This is a genomic window from Kitasatospora sp. NPDC052896, assembly GCF_044547075.1.
GTDB lineage: Bacteria > Actinomycetota > Actinomycetes > Streptomycetales > Streptomycetaceae > Kitasatospora.
The window spans coordinates 277515-297325 of record NZ_JBITZU010000004.1 but is presented as its reverse complement, the minus strand read 5'-3'; the positions used below and the strand labels follow the sequence as shown (position 1 = coordinate 297325).

The following is a 19811-nucleotide window of genomic DNA, read 5'->3' as shown; positions in this document are numbered from 1 at the left end:
GTCGCAATCCGCAGAGCCTTCCGACAACGTCATTATCGCCGCATATCAGGGCCCACGCGCAGGCGTCGCGGGGCGCCCGCCGGCCTGCTCCACCCTCCGTGGCGCGCCGGTGGCCCGTGGTGTTCCCCGCGCCGACGCCCGGCCCGCCGGGGCGCGCCCGCGCCGCCGGTGGGCGCGGTCCGGCAGGGGCGGCTCGAACGGTGTGACGATCCGTCAGTCCACCTGTCCGAAACGTCGATCGGCCCCTGGCGGATGATCTCCCGGCGCTCCTACCATGGCCGCGGGAGGCGATGTGGGAGGGACCACGAGGGAGCCGGGGCGCCGGTTGGAGAACGCGATCGCCTGGGCGATCAGGAACTCGGACGGGGTCGTCGCATTCAGCGGCGCCGTCGTGGTGGGCCTGCTCGACATGCTCGGGGACGCCGTCCCGCAGAACCTGGTCTCGGGCGCGATCCTGCTGGTGCTGGCCGCGCTGGTGTACGGGTCGCTGGCCGAGCGCCGGCGCCGGGTGGCGGACATCCGGGAGGCCACCGACGGCACCAGGCGCGCGCTGGAGAGCCTGACGGCGATGCGCGAGCTGGCCGGCTCGGAGGTCGAGCAGGCCCTGGCGCGGGCCCGGCAGGACACCGACCGGTGGGTGTTCAAGGGCGGCACCGGGACGTACCTGCGGGCGGTCACGCTGCCCGCGTGCGTCGAGGAGGCGCAGCGCCAACGCCGGTCGCTGACGGTCAAGATAGACGTCGTGCACCCGGGCGACGAGCAGGCCTGCGCCGCCTACGCCAGGTTCCGGCAGACCTTCGCGCACCGCACGGACCGGGACCGCTGGACGGTGGAGCGGACCCGCAAGGAGTCCTTCGCCACCGTGCTCGCGGCCTGCTGGTACCGGCAGCGGCTGGACACCCTGGAGATCGACGTCCACCTCTCCTCGGTCGTGCCGACCCTGCGCTTCGACCTCTCGGCCTCCTGCCTGATCATCACCCAGGACGACCCGAGCCGGCTGAGCCTGTACGTGGACCGGAACCGGCCGCTCTACGACTACTACGCCACCGAACTGCACCACCAGCGGGAACAGGCGGCCAAGGTCGACCTCCGGGACGCCGAACCGCTCAGCGACGATCCGACGGTCGACGAGGCGCGCCGGTTCTTCGACCGGCTGCGACTGCCGCTGCCCCCCGACTTCGACGACCGGGACGTCGGCGAGGTGGTCGACAAGGCGCTGCGGGCCGAGAACCCGTACCGAAGGTGATCACCGTGGACTTCAGCCTGCTGGAGCGGGTCGCCGGCCGTACGGCGGCCTCGTCCGAGCTGCCCGGCCTGGTGGTCCGGGAGCTCGAACCGATCGCCTCCGGTGCCCGGCGGCTGAACGCGGTCCGGCACCCGCTGGGCTTCCTCTGCCTGCCGATCCTGCGCGACGGCCCCCTCGGGGTGTGCGTGCACGTCTTCGAGCCCACCGGTCCCGACCCCGGCGATCCGGACCTGACCGTCGTGCACTGCCACAGCTGGCAGTTGACCAGCAGCGTGCTCTACGGGGAGATCGGCAACCTGCGGGTACGGGTCTCCGACGAGCCCGATCGGCCCACCCACCGGGTCTTCGAGGTGATCAGCGGCAGCTCCGGAGTCGACGAACTCCACCCGACCGCACGGCTGGTGCGCGGCGCGCCGGGGGCCGAGCACACCAGCGGGCGGGGCGAGACGTACACCCTGCCCGCGGGGGAGTTCCACACCACCGTGCTGCCGGCCGGCGGCGCGGCGGCCACCCTGGTGCTCGCCCGGACGCTGCCCCGGGGGCGCGACCTGATGCTCGGCCGGATCGACGCCCCCGCCCACCGGGTGGTGCGCCGGACCTGTGACAGCGCCCAGACCGCCCGGATCGCCCGGGCCTGCGCGAGGAGGATCCATGAACCCGCGTCCTGACCCGCCGAGCGAGTTCGCCATCGAGTGCCGGATCGCGGTGGACGCCGCGGAGGAGGCGGGCGCGCTGCTGCGTTCGCGGTGCCGGCAGGAGTACGCCGTCCGGCCCAAGGGCGATCGGGGCGACGTGGTCACCGATCTGGACCTGCTGGCCGAACGCCTGGTGCTGGGTCGACTCCGGGAGCACTTCCCGCTGGACCGGATCCTGGCCGAGGAGGCCGGCCTGCTGGAGGGCGAACGCCCCTCCCGCACCTGGCTGGTGGACCCGCTCGACGGCAGCAACAACGTGGTGATCGGCCTGCCGGCCTACGTGGTCGGCATCGCCCTCTGCGTCGACCGGCGACCGGTGCTCGGCGTGGTGCACGACCCGGTGACGCTGCGCACCTGGCGGGCGCTGAGCGGCTGCGGCGCGTACGGCCCGCACGGGCGGCTCAGCGCGCCGGTCCGCCCGCTGCCGTCGTCCGGCCCGGTGCTCGCCTGGACCCAGGGCCACGCCGTCCCGCGCGACGACCCGGCCGCGGGCGCCCTCAAGTCGGCGCTGGAGTCGGGCGCGCGGCGACTGCTCCAGCTGTGGGCGCCGCTGCTCACCTGGTCGATGCTGGCCCGTGGGGACATCGACGGCTTCGTCGGCTACCGCCCGGAGGAGATCGACCTGCCCGCCGGCAGCCTGCTCGCCGCGGAGGCCGGGCTGGACGTCCGGGCGCTGGACGGTGGCGGCTTCAGCCACCGGATCGGCCTGCCGGACACCGAGCGCGGCTTCGTCGCCGGGCGGCCGGAGGTCGTGCCGTACCTGCTCGACCTGGTCGCCCAGGCGCGGACCGGGTGACTCAGGAGGTCACGACCAGCGCCGCGGTGGCGGCCAGCACCGCGCCGACGGCCAGTACCGCGCCGGTGGCCGCCGCGCCGCGGAGCGGCACCCGGACGCCGAACGCGCGGCAGCGCTCGTACCAGATCAGGGTGGCCAGGGAGGCCCAGGGCAGCACCAGTGGGCCGACGTTGGTGCCGATCAGCAGAGCCAGCAGCTGCCGGTGGTTGCCGACCGGCACGGCGGCCTCACCGGCCAGGTAGACCGGCAGGTTGTTCAGCACGTTCGACAGGCCCCCGCCGACCAGCGAGGCACGGAACATCCCCGTCGGCCCGTCGTCCGTGCCGATCGCCGCGGCCAGCAGCCGGTGCAGCCCGTGCACGTCCACGGTCTGCACCACCAGGAACATCCCCGGCACCAGCACCAGCAGCCGCCACGGGACCAGCGACGGCCGCAGCGCCGCGGGCCGCCGGAACGCGAACGCCACGACCACGACCACGGCCGCCGCGCCGGAGGCCGCCCAGAGCGGCAGGTCGGCCAGGAGTATCGCGGCCAGGAAACCCGCGCAGACCAGCGCGCAGACCCGGAACAGCAGCGGATCCGCCGGCCGGTGCGGCGCCGGCGGCGTGTACCCCGGCGCCCCGCGCCGGCCGCGCCGCCAGTAGAACAGCCACAGGCAGGCCATGGTCACGACGATCGCGGCCAGCTGCGGCGCCCACATCACCGCGGCCAGACCGGTGGGCGAGAGCGCGACCCGGTTGGCCGCCAGCAGATTGGTCAGGTTGGACACCGGCAGCAGCAGGCTCGCGGTGTTGGCGAGCCAGACCGTGGTCATCGCCAGCGGCACCGGCGCGATCCCCACCCGGGAGGCGAGCGCCAGCATCACCGGGGTGAGCAGCACCGCCGTGGTGTCCAGGTTGAGCGTCACCGTGGTGAGCGCGGCGAAGCCCACGCACAGCACGAACAGCGCGGCGTAACTGCCCCGCCCGGCCCGCGCCACCCCGGCCGCGACCACGTCGAACACCTCGGCCTCGCTGGTGAGTTCGGCCAGCACGATGACACTGCCGAGGAAGGCCAGCAGCGGGCCGACCCGGGCCATCGCCGATCCGGCGGTCGGCGCCGGCAGCAGGCCGGTGGCCAGGAACAGCAGGCCGCAGCCGAGCAGGCCCACGGCCACCCAGTCCAGCGTCTGCAGACGTCTCAGAGACAACACAGCCGACAGGATCGCACACGCTCGGCACCGGGGCACCGGGCGGACGATCCCGGTGGTGATCCCGGCGTTACCGTTCCACGAGCTGATGACACGTCATAGAGTGTCACCATGGGGGCTCTTGAGACGAACACCCGGGAACCACTGGACTTCTTCATCAGCTACTCACCGGCCGACGAACGCTGGGCATCCTGGATCGCCTGGACCCTGGAGGAGGCGGGCTACCGCACCATCCTGCAGGCCTGGGACTTCGTGCCGGGCACCAACTTCGTCGAGTTCATGGACCGGGGCGTCACCGAGTCCGCCGCCGTGATCGCGCTGCTCTCCAGCCACTACGAACGCTCCCGGTACGGGCGCCTGGAGTGGCAGGCCGCGCTGCGCGCCGACCCGGACGCGCCGGAGCGCCGGCTGCTCACCGTCCGGGTCGAGGACGTGCCGGTGGACGGCCTGCTCGCCACCATCACCTACGTCGACCTGGTCGGCATCGGCGATCCGGAGCAGGCTCGCCGGCTGCTGTTGGCCCGGATCGAGCAGGCGCTGGACGGCCACGCCCGGCCCGAACTGCGGCCGCCCTACCCCGTCGAGGTGGCCTCCCCCGCCGCCGAGCCCGGCCGGACGACCCCGCTGCCGCTGTCGCCGCTGGCCCGACCGATCGGCCGGACCGGCTGGGGCGGCCGGCGCCGACCGGCGAACCAGCCCGAGTACCCGGTGGCGCCCACGGCCACGGCGGGGCGCGACAGCGTGACCGTGCTGCACCTGGCCGGCCCGTCGTTCGGCCGTGGCCAGGACCCCGACGAACTCCAGGCCGCGGTCTGGGGCGACCTGGTCGAACTCACCCAAGCCGGCGCCCCCGCCCCCGAGCTGCTGGTGGTGACCGGCGACCTGACCGCCTCCGGCAGCCCGCGCGAGTGCGACCAGGCGCTGACCTTCCTCACCGGACTGCGCGCCCTGCTCGGCCTGGAACCGCACCGGGTCGCCATCGTGCCCGGCGGCCAGGACGTCAACCTGGCGGCCTCCCGGGCCTACTTCAGCACCTGCGAGGCGGACGAGCAGCGGCCCCGGCCGCCGTACTGGCCGAAGTGGCGCCACTACACCCGGCTGTTCCAGGAGTTCTACCAGGGCCTCGACGTGGTCTTCGACAGCGACCAGCCGTGGACCCTGTTCCCCGTCCCGGAACTCGGCACCGTGGTCGCCGGCCTCAACTCCTCGATGGCGTACAGCCATCGGCCCGACGACCAGTACGGCTGGCTCGGCCCCGAGCAGGCCGCCTGGTTCGCCCAGGCGCTGCGACCGTACGAGGCCGAGGGCTGGCTGCGGATCGGCGCACTGCGGCACCCGCTCTCCGCGCCCACCCGCTCCACCGCCGGCGGCGCCCGGACCGAGCGCGCCCCCGAGCCGCTGCGCGACCTGGACCGGTTCGCCCGGCTGACCGCACCCCGGCTGCACCTGCTGCTGCACGGACCGGCCGACGGCCACCCGGCCGTCAGCACGCTGCCCGGCGCCGGGCCGTCCGCGCTCCGGGCCGCCGCGCCCGGCGCGCACCAGCTGCTCCGCCTCTCCCGCGACGGTCTCGCCCGCTGGGCCGGGCCGAGCGCCGCCGCGCCCGAGCGGCTGGGCGGCCCCTGGCCCAGCGCCCACCGTGCCTTCCCGCCGGCGCACGCCGAGCCGGCCGGCCCGGCGGAGCCCGTCGCCGCCGCCGAGCCGCCGAGCCGCGAGGCCCGCGCGCTGACCTCCCCGTTGGAGGTGCTGATCGCCCGGGTCGCCGAGGTGTGCCGGACCAGGCACCCGGGTGCCCAACTCCGCACCGTGACCGGCCCGGTGCCGCAACTGCTGGTCACCTGGAACGAGACCGGCTTCGTCCGCCAGCAGCGGGTGGCGGTCTGCGCCGACACGCCCGGGACCGAGGAGGTCGACCGGTTCGTCGCCCAGGTGCACGCCTCGGAGAGCACCGCGCCGAGCGGCGTACCGGGCGACGCCGAGCTGGTCTACGACGGGCCGCCGCCCAGCCGCGCGCTCCGCGACCGGGCGCGCCGGCGCGGTGTCCGGCTGCGCAGCTTCGTCGAGTTCCAGGGGCTGCTCGACCTGCGCGACTACGTCGCCGCACAGAGCGAGCGGCTGCACACCGACACGCAGTACCCGCCGAGCCTCTACCTGCCCCAGCGCTACCGCCGGCTCGACCGCCCGAGCGTCGGCGAACACGAGGGCCTGGTCGACGAGTTGCTGCGGCTGCTCGACGGCGACCAGGGCCGGTTCGTGCTGCTGCTCGGTGACTTCGGCCACGGCAAGACCTTCGCGCTGCGCGAGCTGGCCCGCCGGATCCCGCTCGAACTTCCCCACCTGACACCGCTGTTCATCGAGCTGAAGGCGCTCGACCGGGCGCTCACGGTGGACGAGCTGGTGGCCGCCCACCTGGCCGGGCGCGGCATCGACACCATCGACCTGCGGGCCTTCCGCTACCTGCTCCGGCAGGGCCGGATCGTGCTCCTCCTGGACGGCTTCGACGAGTTGGTGAACCGGGTCAGCTACGAGCGGGCCGCCGACCACCTCCAGGTGCTGCTGGACGCCTCGGTGGACGCCGCCAAGATCATCGTGACCAGCCGGACCCAGCACTTCGCCTCCCAGGAACAGGTGTTCACCGCCCTCGGCGAGCGGGTCGACCAGCACCCGCAGCGCCTGCTGCTCGACGTCCGGGAGTTCACTCCGGCCCAGATCCGCGGCTACCTGGCCAACCGGTACGGCGACGAGACCGCGGCCGACCGCCGGTTCCGCCTGCTGGAGGACATCCCGGACCTGCTCGTGCTCTGCCGCAACCCCCGACTGCTGAGCTTCGTCGCCGAGCTGGAGTACGACCGGCTGCGTGCCGTCGCCGGCGCCGGGCGGGCGCTCAGCGCCGCCGGCCTCTACCAGGAGGTGTTCACCGACTGGCTGCGGTTCGAGGCGCGTCGCGCCCAGGGCGCCCCGGGAGCGGCGCCCGGGCTGAGCCTGGACCAGCTCTGGACCGCCGTCAGCGAACTCGCGCTGCGCCTCTGGGAGAGTGGTCGCAGCGCCCTGCCACTGGATGAACTGACCGACCTGGCAACGGCGTTGACCGGCCTCACGGCGCCTGCCCGGGGAGCCGGCGGCCCGGTCACCTCGGTGCCCCAGGCGGCGCACGCGGTGGGCTCGGGGAGCCTGCTGGTCCGCACCGACGACGGGATGTTCCAGTTCATCCACGGCTCGGTGATGGAGTGGCTGGTCGCCCGGGAGGCGGCGGCCCGGCTGGCGGAGGGCGAGTCCGCGGTGCTCGCCCGGGGCCGCTTCAGCCGGCTGGCGGTCGAGTTCCTCTGCGACCTGGCCGACCACCGGGTCTGTCAGGACTGGGCACGGCGCGTGCTGGACACGTCCGCCGGCGACTCCGGCCGGCCGGACGAGATCGCCCGGGCCAACGCCGTCCGGGTGCTGGCCCGGCTCCGGGTGCCCTCGCACACCGACCTGCGCGGCGCCCTGCTGGCCGGCGAGGACCTCTCCTACCGGGACTTCTCCGGGGTCGACCTCAGCCACGCCGACCTCACCGACGCCCGGCTGGTCGGCTCCAACCTGTCCGGGGCGGTCCTGCGCGGCGCCCGGCTGGTCGGCGCCCGGCTGGATGGCGCCGACCTCACCGGCGCCGACCTGAGCGGCGCCGACCTGCGCCGGGCCAGGCTCATCCGGACCGACCTGCGGGGCGCCCGGCTGGCCGGCGGCCACTGGCAGCGGGCCGCCCTGATCTCGGCCGTCACCGACCCGGCGGTGCTGGCGGCGCCCGAACTCCGGGCCGCCGCCATCGCCCCGGGGCTGCCCGTCGAGTCCGGTTTCCGGCCCTCCGAGGTCGGCGTCCCGTACGGCTTCGACGTCCGTACCAGCCGGCTGCCCGAGCCGCTGGCCTTCAGCAGCGACGGGCAGCTGCTCGCGGTCGGCAGCGACGACGGCAGCGTCCTGGTCTGCGACGCGGTCACCGGCGCCGCGCTGCGCACCCTCAAGGACCACTCGGGCCGGGTGTACGCGGTGAAGTTCGCCGAGGGCGTGCTGGCGACCGGCAGTTCGGACGGCACGGTCCGGCTCTGGGACCCGGTCTCCGGCGCCTGTCGGCAGCGGCTTGAGGTGCACCCCGGCGGCGTCTGGCCGGTCTCGCTCGGCCCGGACGGCGCGCTGCTGGCGAGCGGCGACGCGGAGGGCACTGTCACGCTCTGGGAGACCGGCTCCGGCCGGCGGCTGCACCGGCTGCCCGGCCACACCGCACCCGTGTACACGGCGGAGTTCAGCCCCGACGGCACCCTGCTGGCCACCGGGGACGCCGCCGGGGGAGTGCGGCTCTGGCAGGTCGCCACCGGCCGCCGGATCGCCGAACTTGCGGACCACCAGGGAGCCGTCTACCGGGCCCGGTTCAGTCCGGACGGGCGGACGCTGGCGACCGCCGACGGCGGCGGACCGGCCGGTGGCACGGTCCGGCTCTGGGACCTCGACGGCCGGCGGCCCCGGCACACCCTCACCGGCCACCCCGGTCGGGTCTACACCCTCGCCTTCGACCCGGCCGGCGGGCTGCTCGCCAGCGGTGACACCACGGGCCAGGTCCGGCTCTGGGACGCCGCCGACGGCCGCTCGGCGGGCCTGCTGCCAGGCTGCACCGGCGCCGTCTACCAGGTGTCGTTCGCCCCGGACGGCAGCCGGCTGGCGGCCGGCGACAGCGACGGTCTGGTCCGGGTCTGGCAGGTGCGTCCCGGTGCCGGCGGGTCCGATCCGGCGGCCGTCCCGCTGCTCAGGCAACCGCCGGAGCACCGCGGCTCGGTCTGGGCCTGCGCCTTCCGCCCGTCCGGCGGCCCGGACGGGCCGGACGCCGACCCGCTGCTGGTCACCGGCGGCAACGACGGCCAGGTCCGGCTCTGGGACCCGGCCACCGGTCACAGCCGCCAGCTGCTGCGCGGCCACGGCCGCCGGATCGGCGCGCTCTCCTTCAGCGGAACCGGCGGTCTGCTCGCGGCGGCCGGCAACGACGGCGTGGTCCGGCTCTGGGACCCGGCCACCGGCCGCCGGGTCAGCGAGATCACCGGCCAGAGCAACCGGCTGGTCTCCGCCGAGTTCGGCCCGACCGGTCCGGTGCTGGCCACCGCCAGCAACGACGGCGACATGTACCTGTGGAACGCCGACACCGGCGAGTACCAGCGGCAGCTCGACGTCGAGACCGAACACGTCTGGGCCGAGGCGTTCAGCCCCGACGGCGTCTTCCTGGCCACCGCCAACGACGACGACACGGTGCGGCTCTGGTACCGCTCGACCGGTGCCCACGTGGCGACCCTGGCCGAACACCGCGGTCGGGTCCGCTCGATCGCCTTCGGTGCCGACGGCGGCCGGCTCGTCACCGGTTGCGACGACAGCCGGATCCGGATCTGGGACCTCGCCGCCGGCCGGGTCGAGGCCGTCCTGGAGGGCCACACCGACCGGGTCTACGCCGTCGCCACCGCGCCGGACGACTCCTGGCTGGCCAGCGCGTCCTGGGACGGCCGCGCCGTGGTCTGGGTCGACGGCCGTCCCCGCCACCAGCTGCGCGGGCACACCGGCCGGCTGTGGACCGCCGCCGCCCACCCCCGGGGCAGCTGCCTCGCCACCGCCGGCGACGACCGGGTGATCCGCCTGTGGGACCCGCGCACCGGCCGGGACCTCGGCCGGCTCGCCGGTCACACCGGCCGCGTGCTCGCCGTCACCTTCAGTCCGGACGGCTCGCTGCTCGCCAGCGGCGGCGAGGACGGGACCGTCCGGCTCTGGACCGTCCCGGACGGCTGGAACGGTCGGGACGCCGCCGTGCTCCGGGCCACCCTGGTGGCCACCCCCGGCGGCTGGGCCACCCTGACCCCGTCCGGCGCCTACAAGTACGAGGGCGACGTGGCCGGCGAGTTCTGGCACGCCGTCGGGATGTGCCGCTTCGAGCCCGGCGAACTCGACAGCCAGCTGCCCGGCATCGGCCAACTCGCACTGGACGAGAGGATCTGACGCCGCGTTCGATCGGCTACCACCTCGGACCGGAGATGGCGATCCGCGGCGCGCTTTTCTCATCACTCTCCCAGCGGGGTCTGACCCCGGTCTCACCGGCGCTTGCCAGGGTCGACCCGTGACTCGTCCGGCTGCGGCACGCCGGGACGTGGTCGCGACTGGATCCCCGGGCCACCAGGAGGTAGCGCTGTGTCTGCGATCGCCGTCGACCATCCAGCGAGTGCGGGAGAGGCGAGGCGGGACGGTGTCGGTGGGGCGCGCAGACCCTGGATGTTCTGGCGCTCCCCGGTCGACCAGCCACGCTGGGCCCGGCCGGCGCTGCTGGTGATCGCGACGCTGGCCGCCGTCCTCTACGCCTGGAACATCAGTTCCTCCGGCTTCGCGCCGTTCTACTCGGACGCCGTGAAGAGCATGTCGGTGAGCTGGAAGGCACTGCTGTTCGGTGCGATGGACCCCGGTGCCACCATCACTCCCGACAAGATCGCCGGCTCGTTCGTCCCGCAGGCGCTGTCCGCCCGGATCTTCGGTTTCCACGCCTGGTCGGTGACGCTGCCGCAGTGCGTCGAGGGCGTGCTCAGCGTGCTGGTGATGTACCGGGTGGTACGCCGGTGGGCGGGTCCGCGGGCCGGCCTCGCCGCCGCCGGACTGTTCACCTTCACGCCGGTGGTGGCCTCGATGTTCGGGCACTCCATGGAGGACGGCGCCCTGGTCTGCTGCCTGGTGCTGGCGGCCGACTGCTACCAGCGCGCGGTGCTCGACGGGCGGCTGCGCTGGCTGGTGCTGGCCGGAGTCTGGGTGGGTGTGGGCTTCCAGGCCAAGATGATGCAGGCGTGGATGGTGCTGCCGGCGCTGGCCATCGGGTACCTGGTGGCGGCACCGGTCCGGCTGCGCCGGCGGTTCGGTCACCTGCTGGTGGCGGGTGCGGTCTGCCTGGCGGTGTCGCTGTCCTGGGTGGCGATGATGACGGTCGTGCCGGCCAAGGACCGTCCCTACGTGGACGGCAGCACCAACAACAGCGCCGTCGCGATGGTCTTCGGTTACAACGGCCTGGAGCGGTTCGGGATCCACGTTCCCGGCTCCATCCCGAGCATGGGCAGCGGGATGGGCGGTGGCGGGGCGCACGGCTCCGGCGGTGCGGGCCGGCCGGTCGGACAGCGGCCTGAGGGCGGTCAACTGCCGGGCGGCGGCGCCGGTTTCGGCGCGGGCGCGGGTGCGGGCTTCGGTGGTGGCGGCGCGGGCGCGGGTGCGGGCTTCGGTGGTGGCGGCGCGGGCTTCGGCGCGGGCGCGGCTCCGGGCGCGGGCACGGCCCCGCAGGGCCTGGCGGGCGGCGCCCCGGCGCACGCCGGCGGCCAGGGCGGCGGCTTCGGGGGCATGAACGACGGGCCGAGCTGGCTCAAGCTGTTCCAGGGCAGGTTCGGCCCGCAGATCGGCTGGATGTACCCGCTCGCCCTGCTCGCCCTCGCCTTCGGCCTGTGGACCCGGCGGCGGGCGGAGCGGACCGACCGGCTCCGCGGCGGATTCGTGCTGTGGGGCAGCTGGTTGCTCGTCATCGGCGCGGTGTTCACCGACATGAGCTCCATCCCGCACACCGCCTACATGTCGACCCTGGCCCCCGCCCTGGCGGCGCTCTGCGGCGCCGGCGCGGTGCTGATGTGGGACGCCTACCGCGAGGGCCGCCGGGCGGCCTGGGCGCTGCCCGTCGCGGTCGCGGCCGAGGCCGGCTGGAGCTGGTACCTGAGCACGTTCGACCCCACCTTCCTGCCCTGGCTGAAGTGGCTCATGCTGGGCGCCTCCGTGCTCGGTGTGGTCGCGATGGTGTGGGGACGAGCCACCCGCCGGACCCGTTCCCGGCTGCTGACCGTCGGCCTGCTGGCCGGGCTGGCGGGGGCCGTGGTCACCCCGGTCGCCTGGTCGTCCTCGGTCCTCGACCCGAAGTACGCGGGCAGTGCCCTCGACGCCGGCGCGGGTCCGTCGACCGGGATGGGCGCGATGTTCAAGGGAGTCGCGGACAACAGCCGCGTCGAGGGCATCCTCGGCGAGCCGGGCAAGCAGGGTGGGGCGCAGCCCGGCGGCGCCGGCGCCTTCGGCGGCCTGGGGGGCTCGGCCACCCTGACGAGCGACCAGCGCGCGCTCTACGACTACGTCAAGTCCCACCAGGACGGCGCCAAGTACGTGTTGGCGGTCGACAACTGGTCCTCGGCGTCGCCGTACATCCTGGCCACCGGCGACACCGTGCTGCCGATGGGCGGGTTCAGCGGCTCGGTCCCGCAGCCCTCGCTGAGCGGCTTCACCACGATGGTGCACGCGGGGCAGGTGCGGTTCGTCCTGGTCCAGGGCGGCCGGGGGATGAGCGCCCTCTTCGGCGGCGGTGCCGGCGACGGTTCGGTCACCCAGATCGACTCCTGGGTGAAGCAGAACTGCACCGAGGTGCCGTCCACCAGCTACGGGGTGAACCCCCCGCCGAGCCAGGCCGGCGGCACCCGGTCGCCCGGGCTGGCGGGCCTGGCGGGCATGTTCGGAGGCTCGGCCACCGGGACCCTCTACGGTTGCACGCCCTCGTCCTGAGAGGGTGCCCTCTCGGATCGGTGATCACCCGGGTGGCACGGCCGCGTACGGCCCTGCCACCCGGGTGCGCCACGGGGCAAAACCCCGGGAGGGTCACCGCGGCGTCCGACGGTCCTACCGAAGCGGGGCGATGGCGAGCAGGGCGACGTCGTCGTGGAGCACCCGGGTGTGCCGGGGCAGGTCGGTGTCCAGGAAGTCGATGACCTCGCCGGGACTCGGGGTCGGCCGGCCGGCGAACCGGTCCCGGAGCCGGTCGAGGAGGGGGTAGAAGGCCCCGGCCGGGTCGCGGGCCTCGATCAGCCCGTCGGTGCAGAGCAGCAGCACGTCGCCGCGGGAGAAGCGGTGGGTGTGGGCGGTGGGGCGTACGTCGGCCAGCGCGCCCAGGCCCAGGGGGAGGGCGGGCGGCCCGGTGAGCACCCGGACCTCGCCGCCGGAGATCAGCACGGGTTCGATGTGACCGTGGTTGACGATCGTCAGGCGGTGGGCTCGGGCGTCGTACTCGACCAGGACGGCGGTGACGAACAGCTCGGGGTCGGGCAGGGCGCCGGGCTCGCCGGCCATCCGGTGTTCCATGTCGGCGGCGACCCGCAGCAGGTCGCCGGGCTCGTAGACGGCGTGGCGGAAGCTGCAGAGGACGTCGGCGACCGTCCGCACGGCCTGCAGGCCCTTGCCCCGGACGTCGCCGATGATGGCCCGCTCACCCGCCTGGGTGACGCGGATGTCGAAGAGGTCGCCGCCGACCACCGTGCCGGCCTCGGCGGGGCGGTAGAGCGCCGCCGCCAGCACGTGGCCGACCTGGCGCGGCACCGGGCGCAGCAGGGTGCGCATCAGCGCCTCGGCGACCGAGTTGGCGTGGATCAGGTGGGCTTCCTGGCGTTGCCGGTAGGCGGCGAGCGCGGTGCCGAGGGCGCCGACCAGGGCGGTGGAGATGTAGGCCGCGATGTAGTGGCGCTCCCACAGGTCGCCCGCGTCGCGGCCGGCACAGCACGGCGTGCCGGCCAGGACGCCTTCGAACACGACCGCGAAGACCGTGATGCCGGCGACACCGGCCGGACCGCGGGTGTAGGCCGCGACCACCGGGAGGGCGATGAGCAGGAAGCTCACCGGCCACTGCACGGGGGTCACGGGTTCGAGCAGCAGCACGACCGCGACGTAGCCGGCCGGCAGCCACCGCATCCAGGTCGGCGGAGCGGGCGCCGCCAGGCCGGCGCTGCTCAGCCTGGCGTCGGCCGGATCACCGGTTCGTCGGCGGATCCAGCTCACGTGGACTCCTCGGCGGGCAGGTCCTGCTCGGCCCAGATGGTCTTGCCGCTGGGCGTGTAGCGGGTCCCCCACCGCTGGGTGACCTGGGAGATGATGAAGAGGCCGCGGCCCCCCTCGTCGTCGTTCGCGGCGTACCGCAGGTGCGGCGAGGTGTGTCCGGTGTCGGAGACCTCGCAGGTGAGGCAGCGGTCCCTGATCAGCCGGACCCGGATCGGCCCCGGGGCGTACCGGAGGGCGTTGGTCACCAGCTCGCTGACGATCAGTTCGGTGGTGAACGACAGCTCGTCCAGTCCCCACTCGCCCAGTTTCGCGGTGGTCGCGGTGCGGGCGTCTCCAGCGGCCGTCGGCTCGGTGGGCAGTTCCCAGACCGCCGTCTGGTGGGCGCCGAGCATCCTGGTGCGGGCCAGGAGCAGCGCCGCGTCGTCGTCCACCGGCCCGGGCAACAGCGTCTCCACCGCCTGGTCGCAGAGCTCCTCCAGCGGCCGGCGGTCCTGGCTGAGCACGTCGGCGAGCAGGCCGAGCCCCACCTCGGTGTCGTGGGCGGCGGCCTGGACCAGACCGTCGGTGAAGAGGGCGATCAGGCTGCCCGGGGGCAGCCGGAGTTCCATGCTCCGGAAGGGCATGCCACCGCGTCCGAGGGAGCGGCCCGGCGGGAGCTCGGGGTAGCTGACGCCACTGCCCGGACTGATGATCGCGGGTGGCGGGTGGCCCGCGCACGCCATGGTGCACTCTCCGGAGACCGGGTCGTAGACCGCGTACAGGCAGGTCACCCCGAGGGCCTCGTCGGATCGGGCGCCGGCCCGCTCCTGGCCGGTCTGCCTGACCAGGTCGTCCAGGTGGTCGAGGAGCTCGCTCGGATCCAGGTCCAGTCGGGCGAGGACCCGCACGCTCGTACGGAGGCGACCCATGGTGGCGGCGGCGCGCACACCGTGGTCGAGGACGTCCCCGACGACCAGGCCGACCCGGCTGCCCGACAGCGGGACGACGTCGAACCAGTCACCACCCACGCCGGACCGGCTGTCGGCGGGCAGATAGCGGCTCGCCAGGTCGACGGCGCTCAGCGCTGGCAGGCTGTGCGGCAACAGGCTCCGTTGCAGCCTGAGGGCGGTGGTGTGCTCACGGGTGACGGCCGGCATCAGCAGGGCACCGATCAGCAGGGCGCCCAGGCCCATCACGGTCACCCCGCCGGTCCGTCCGATGAGCGGCAGGTCGAAGGAGGTCGCACCGTAGGCGGGGTTGGCGTAGACGTCGAAGGCCGCGTAGCAGAAGAAGTAGACCATCATCAGCCCGCCCAGGCCGGGGAGCAGGCCCTTGAACACGAGGTCCCGGGAACTGTGGGTGAGCACCCTGCGGAAGTACCAGGCACAGGCGAAGCCGGTGAGGCCGTAGTAGAAGGCGATCGCGAGGCCGACCGACTGGACGGAGTCGGCCAGGACGTCGCGGCTGATCGTCGTCAGCAGGACGAGGAAGCCGATGGAGGCCAGACCCACGCCGACGGTCGACCAGGTGGGCGTGAGGTAGCGGCGGTGCACCCGGGCGAACTGCGAGGGGACGGCCTTGTGCGCGGCCATCGAGAAGACGGTCCGGGCCAGCGGCAGGATCGTCGTCTGGGTGGAGGCGGCCGCGGAGGTCACCACCATGAAGATCAGCAGCTTGGTGAAGACCTGGCCCATGCCCTGGCTGCCGAAGACGGCGCTGCCCAGCCCGGAGAGCACGTCGCCGGAGTTGTCGGCGTTGCCCAGCCCGATTCCCGTCGTGCCGACTCCGGCGAAGGCCTGTGCGGAGGTGGAGACCAGGGAGTAGATGATCAGCAGCAGCACGGTGGAGATGACCGCCGCCCGCCCGGGAGTGCGTCTGCTGTCGGAGCTCTCCTCGTTCACCGAGACGGCGGTGTCCCAGCCCCAGTAGACGAAGACGGCGGCGAGGATGCCCGAGGTCAGCGCGCGGGCCGAGGCGACGTGGAGGGGGTTGAACCAGGACGCGGAGACGTGGAGCGCCGTGCTGGGGCTGCTGGTGTAGACCCTGACCAGGGCGGTGACGGCGAACAGGACCAGGACGGCCACCTCGGTGCAGAGCAGCCAGCGCTGGACGGCGGCCGAGACCTCGATGCCGACGTAGCAGACGGCCGTCATCACGACGATCCAGCCGACACCCGCGACCGTGGTCCACAGCTTGCTGCCGGCGAGCGAGTCGAGACCGAGCAGCCGGAAACCGTAGATGCCGGCGATCTCCGCCAGGTTCGCCATGACGATGACGTCGGCGACGATGATGCCCCAGCCGCCCATCCAGCCGGTGCGCGGACCGAAGGCACGGGTGGCCCAGGTGAAGGTGGTCCCGCAGTCGGCGTCGCTCGCGTTGAGCTCCCGGTAGGCGTACGCGATCAGCAGCATCGGGATGAAGGCCAACATCGTGATGATCGGTGCCTGCAGGCCGACCCCCGCCACGACGAGGCCGAGCGTAGCCGCCAGGCTGTACGCGGGGGCGACGGAGGACAGGCCGATCACGACCGAGGAGAACAATCCCAGAACCCCGGCCTTGAGCCCTTTCTCACCCGCGCCCGAGCCGGGGGCGAGCGGCGCGGCGGGCGCGGCGGAACCACCGGAGAGCTTCACATCTGATTCCAACCCCGAATCCGTTCGCGCGCAACGCCGCACCGGACGGGTGGCGTCGACGACGGTCACACCATCATCCACACGAACTTCCCGTACGCCGCCGACCGGGCCCGGGGCGCGGACCGTGTCGTGCGGCCCTTCCCCGCCGAGTCCTGTGACGGCGCACCGGCCGACACGTCACGGCGCTTCACCGGAGGAGCCGCGGCCATGAGGGCCCTGCGCCCCGCACGCGAGGTCACCGACCTCGCGCCATCCGCCTGAAGGTTCGCCCGGTCGCGGTGCGTCTCACGGACCATGCCCAGGTGCGGGTTAGCTTCGTACCGTGGATCGTGTCGTGTCCCTGTCCCAGCTGTTGCGCCGTCCACTGGTGGGGCGCGACGGCGCGTCCGTGGGTCGCCTCTCCGATGTGATCGTCCGCCTCCGTGGACGTGACTACCCCCTGGTCGCCGGCCTGGTCGCCCGGATCGGGAACCGCGAGGTCTTCCTGCCCATCGAGCAGGTCACCGACTTCGGCCGGGAGCGGATCCAGCTCACCAGCGAGGTCGTGGACCTGCGCCCGTTCGAGCGGCGCGAGGGGGAGGTGCTGCTGCGCGCCGACGTCCTCGGGCACCGGGTGATCGACGTCGCCCACGTCGAACTGGTCCGGGCCCACGACCTCGGCCTGAGCCCGCACCCCGAGGGCTGGATCGTCGCCTGCCTGGACACCGGTCCCCACCGGCTGCGGCTGTTCGGGCGGAGCGGTGCCGGGAGCGGGCGGCACTGGCGGGACTGGAAGTCCTGCGAACCGCTGATCGGCCACGCCCAGTCCGCTCGCGTGCGAGGCCCCTTCGGACGGGTGGGCCGACTCAGGCCGGCCGACATCGCGGATCTGCTGGAGGACGCCAACCGGACCGAGTCCCACGAGATCCTCCAGACCGTGCACGCCGACCCCGAGCTGGAGGCCGACGTCTTCGAGGAGTTGGAGCCCGACTCGCAGACCCGTCTGCTCAAGGAGAAGAGCGACGCCGAGATCGCCGAGGTGCTCACCCGGATGCGTGCCGACGACGCCGCCGACGCGATCAACGACCTGCCGCAGAACCGCCGCCAACCGGTCCTCGACGCGCTGCCCGCCGGCCAGCGCACCAAGGTCCTCACCCTGATGGGCTTCAACCCCTCCAGTGCCGGCGGACTGATGGCTCTGGACATCCTCACCGCGTCCGCGGGCACCACCGTCACCGAGGCGCTGAGTCTGGCCCGGGCGGCCCGCACGCTGCAGCCGGAGGCGCTCACCAGCATCCACGTCGTCCGGGAGGGGAACCGGCTGATCGGCACCGTGACCCTGGTGGTCCTGCTGCAGGCCCGGCCGGACGCCCGCCTGGACGAGGTGATGGCCACCGAACCGGTCCGGGTCCTCCCGGACACCGACGTCGAGGACGTCGCCCTGCTGATGACCGACTACAACCTGCTCACCGTGCCCGTCGTCGACCAGCAGGACCAGATCCTGGGGGTCATCACCGTCGACGACATCCTGGAGACGGTCATCCCCGAGGACTGGCGCCGGCGCGAACCCGCCCCGCACCCGGCCTACCGCACCGACGGCGGCGCCTCCGCCGGGCCCACGCGCGTCACGGACCTGGGCGGATGACGGCGCCCGGCAACCCGCCGGAGCCCACCGGCCGACCCACCCCCGGCAAGCCCGCGACGCCCGAGCCCACGTCCACACCCACGCCCAGGCCCACACCTGCGCCCGGGCCCACCTCCGCACCCGCACCCGAGCCGGGACCCGCGCCCAAGGCGGCGCCCGAGGCGGCGCCCAGGCCGGCACCCAAGCCAGCGCCCAGGCCCAGCGCCGTCCTGGACGAGGCCCACCTCGGCGACATCGAAGGCGCGTTCGGCCGCATCTCCCGGGACGAGTCCGACGAGCGCCCCGGCCCGAAGGCCCGGCTGCTGACCCTGCTGGCGATCATCGGCCCGGGCATCATCGTCATGGTCGGCGACAACGACGCCGGCGGTGTCGCCACCTACGCCCAGGCCGGGCAGAACTACGGCTACTCCCTGTTGTGGGTCCTGCTGCTGCTCATCCCGGTGCTGATCGTCAACCAGGAGATGGTGGTGCGCCTCGGCGCGGTCACCGGCGTCGGCCACGCCCGGCTGATCAACGAACGGTTCGGCCGGTTCTGGGGCTGGTTCAGCGTCGGCGACCTGTTCGTTCTCAACTTCCTCACCATCGTCACCGAGTTCATCGGCATCTCACTCGCCGCGGGCTACCTCGGGGCGTCCAAGTACTGGGTGGTCCCGACCGCCGCCCTGCTGCTGATCGCCGTCATCGCCAGCGGCTCCTTCCGCCGCTGGGAACGCGCGATGTTCGCCCTCATCGCGATCAGCCTGCTGCTGGTCCCGCTCACCCTGCTGTCCGAGCCCAGGTGGGGCCGGGCCGCACACCACTTCGTCGTCCCCGGCATCCTGGGCGGCGTCACCAGCGACGCCGTCCTGCTGATCATCGCGATCGTCGGCACCACCGTCGCCCCCTGGCAGCTCTTCTTCCAGCAGTCCAACGTCATCGACAAACGCATCACCCCCCGCTTCATCGGCTACGAACGCGCCGACACCGTCATCGGCTCCTTCGTGGTCGTCATCGGCGCCGCCGCGCTGGTCATGGTCGCCGACTACGCCGCCCGTGGCACCGCCTTCGCGGGCCGCTTCACCGATGCCGCCGGTGTCGCCCACGCGCTCGACGGGCGCAGCCACGCCCTGGGCGTCATGTTCGCCGTCGTCCTGATGGACGCCAGTATCATCGGCGCGGCCGCCGTCACGCTGGCCACCAGCTACGCCTTCGGTGACGTCTTCAACCTCCGCCACTCACTCCACCGCGGCTTCGGTGAGGCCAAGCAGTTCTACGCCTCCTACAGCCTGATGGTGCTGCTCGCGGCCGCCATCGTGCTCATCCCGGGCGCGCCGCTGGGTGTGATCACCGAGGCCGTCCAGGCCCTCGCCGGCCTGCTCCTCCCGTCCGCCAGCGTCTTCCTGCTCCTGCTCTGCAACGACGCCGAGGTCCTCGGCCCCTGGACCAACCCCCGCTGGCTCAACCTCCTCGCCACCCTGATCATCGCCGTGCTCCTGCTGCTCTCCGCCACCCTGATGGCCACCACGCTCTTCCCGGCCCTGAACGTGAAGGCCCTGGCCGGCCTGCTCGCCGTCGTGCTGGTTGCGGGCCTGGCCGCGGCTGCCGTCGGCCTGTGGATCGCGCGGCGGCGCGCCGGTGCTCCGACCGCACCGGCGCCGACCATGTCCGCGTCCGAGAAGCTGGCCTGGCGGATGCCCCCGCTGGCCCTGCTCAAGCCCGTCCAGTGGTCACCGGGCCTGCGCCTGGGCATGCTCGCACTCCGCGGTTACCTGCTGCTGGGCGCCGTCCTGCTGCTCGTCAAGGCCATCCGCCTCGGCGGCGCGTGACGCACCGGACCGG

At 73.7% G+C, this 19811-nt stretch carries 10 protein-coding genes; 7 read left to right on the top strand and 3 right to left on the bottom strand.

Annotation, left to right across the window (positions count from 1 at the left end):
- Positions 1-325 precede the first annotated feature (325 nt).
- The 3 genes from ACIGXM_RS12165 to ACIGXM_RS12155 are packed head-to-tail and all read left to right on the top strand — an operon-like array spanning position 326 to position 2737.
- Positions 326-1246, top strand: coding sequence for a hypothetical protein (locus ACIGXM_RS12165; RefSeq protein ID WP_396559691.1), 921 nt, complete (start codon positions 326-328; stop codon positions 1244-1246).
- A 5-nt stretch (positions 1247-1251) separates the two neighbouring features.
- Positions 1252-1914 carry a hypothetical protein gene (locus tag ACIGXM_RS12160; RefSeq protein ID WP_396559689.1) on the top strand — a complete coding sequence of 221 codons (663 nt, stop codon included), beginning with the start codon at positions 1252-1254 and terminating at the stop codon, positions 1912-1914.
- On the top strand, positions 1898-2737 hold the full coding sequence (locus ACIGXM_RS12155) for an inositol monophosphatase family protein (protein ID WP_396559687.1): 840 nt from the start codon (positions 1898-1900) through the stop codon (positions 2735-2737). The genes ACIGXM_RS12160 and ACIGXM_RS12155 overlap by 17 nt, the downstream gene beginning before the upstream one ends.
- A gap of 1 nt (position 2738) precedes the next feature.
- Here ACIGXM_RS12155 and ACIGXM_RS12150 read toward each other — a convergent pair whose 3' ends face one another.
- Positions 2739-3929, bottom strand: a complete 1191-nt coding sequence (locus ACIGXM_RS12150) for an SLC13 family permease (RefSeq protein WP_396559685.1) — start codon at positions 3927-3929, stop codon at positions 2739-2741.
- Positions 3930-4037: 108 nt separating this feature from the next.
- Between ACIGXM_RS12150 and ACIGXM_RS12145 the strand changes: the two genes are divergently transcribed.
- Both ACIGXM_RS12145 and ACIGXM_RS12140 read left to right on the top strand, forming a co-directional pair.
- Positions 4038-9929, top strand: coding sequence for a pentapeptide repeat-containing protein (locus ACIGXM_RS12145; protein ID WP_396559683.1), 5892 nt, complete (start codon positions 4038-4040; stop codon positions 9927-9929).
- A gap of 270 nt (positions 9930-10199) precedes the next feature.
- Positions 10200-12494, top strand: a complete 2295-nt coding sequence (locus ACIGXM_RS12140; RefSeq protein ID WP_396559681.1) for an ArnT family glycosyltransferase — start codon at positions 10200-10202, stop codon at positions 12492-12494.
- Positions 12495-12608: 114 nt separating this feature from the next.
- Here the strand turns inward: ACIGXM_RS12140 and ACIGXM_RS12135 are convergent, their stop codons facing one another.
- On the bottom strand, positions 12609-13757 hold the full coding sequence (locus tag ACIGXM_RS12135) for a PP2C family protein-serine/threonine phosphatase (protein WP_396559679.1): 1149 nt from the start codon (positions 13755-13757) through the stop codon (positions 12609-12611).
- Positions 13754-16381 (bottom strand): SpoIIE family protein phosphatase, encoded by a 2628-nt coding sequence (locus ACIGXM_RS12130; RefSeq protein WP_396559677.1) that lies wholly within the window; start codon positions 16379-16381, stop codon positions 13754-13756. Before ACIGXM_RS12130 ends, ACIGXM_RS12135 begins: the two co-directional genes overlap by 4 nt.
- A 322-nt stretch (positions 16382-16703) precedes the next feature.
- Between ACIGXM_RS12130 and ACIGXM_RS12125 the strand changes: the two genes are divergently transcribed.
- A complete protein-coding gene (locus tag ACIGXM_RS12125) occupies positions 16704-17993 on the top strand; it encodes a magnesium transporter MgtE N-terminal domain-containing protein (RefSeq protein WP_396559675.1) in 1290 nt (429 codons plus the stop codon).
- Positions 17990-19798 (top strand): NRAMP family divalent metal transporter, encoded by a 1809-nt coding sequence (locus ACIGXM_RS12120; RefSeq protein ID WP_396559673.1) that lies wholly within the window; start codon positions 17990-17992, stop codon positions 19796-19798. The genes ACIGXM_RS12125 and ACIGXM_RS12120 overlap by 4 nt, the downstream gene beginning before the upstream one ends.
- Positions 19799-19811 lie beyond the last annotated feature (13 nt).

Bases quoted from the DNA above. Each gene is read 5' to 3' on its own strand.
- ACIGXM_RS12155 (WP_396559687.1), top strand. From the start codon at position 1,898: ATGAACCCGCGTCCTGACCCGCCGAGCGAGTTCGCCATCGAGTGCCGG.
- ACIGXM_RS12145 (WP_396559683.1), top strand. From the start codon at position 4,038: ATGGGGGCTCTTGAGACGAACACCCGGGAACCACTGGACTTCTTCATC.
- ACIGXM_RS12140 (WP_396559681.1), top strand. From the start codon at position 10,200: ATGTTCTGGCGCTCCCCGGTCGACCAGCCACGCTGGGCCCGGCCGGCG.
- ACIGXM_RS12120 (WP_396559673.1), top strand. From the start codon at position 17,990: ATGACGGCGCCCGGCAACCCGCCGGAGCCCACCGGCCGACCCACCCCC.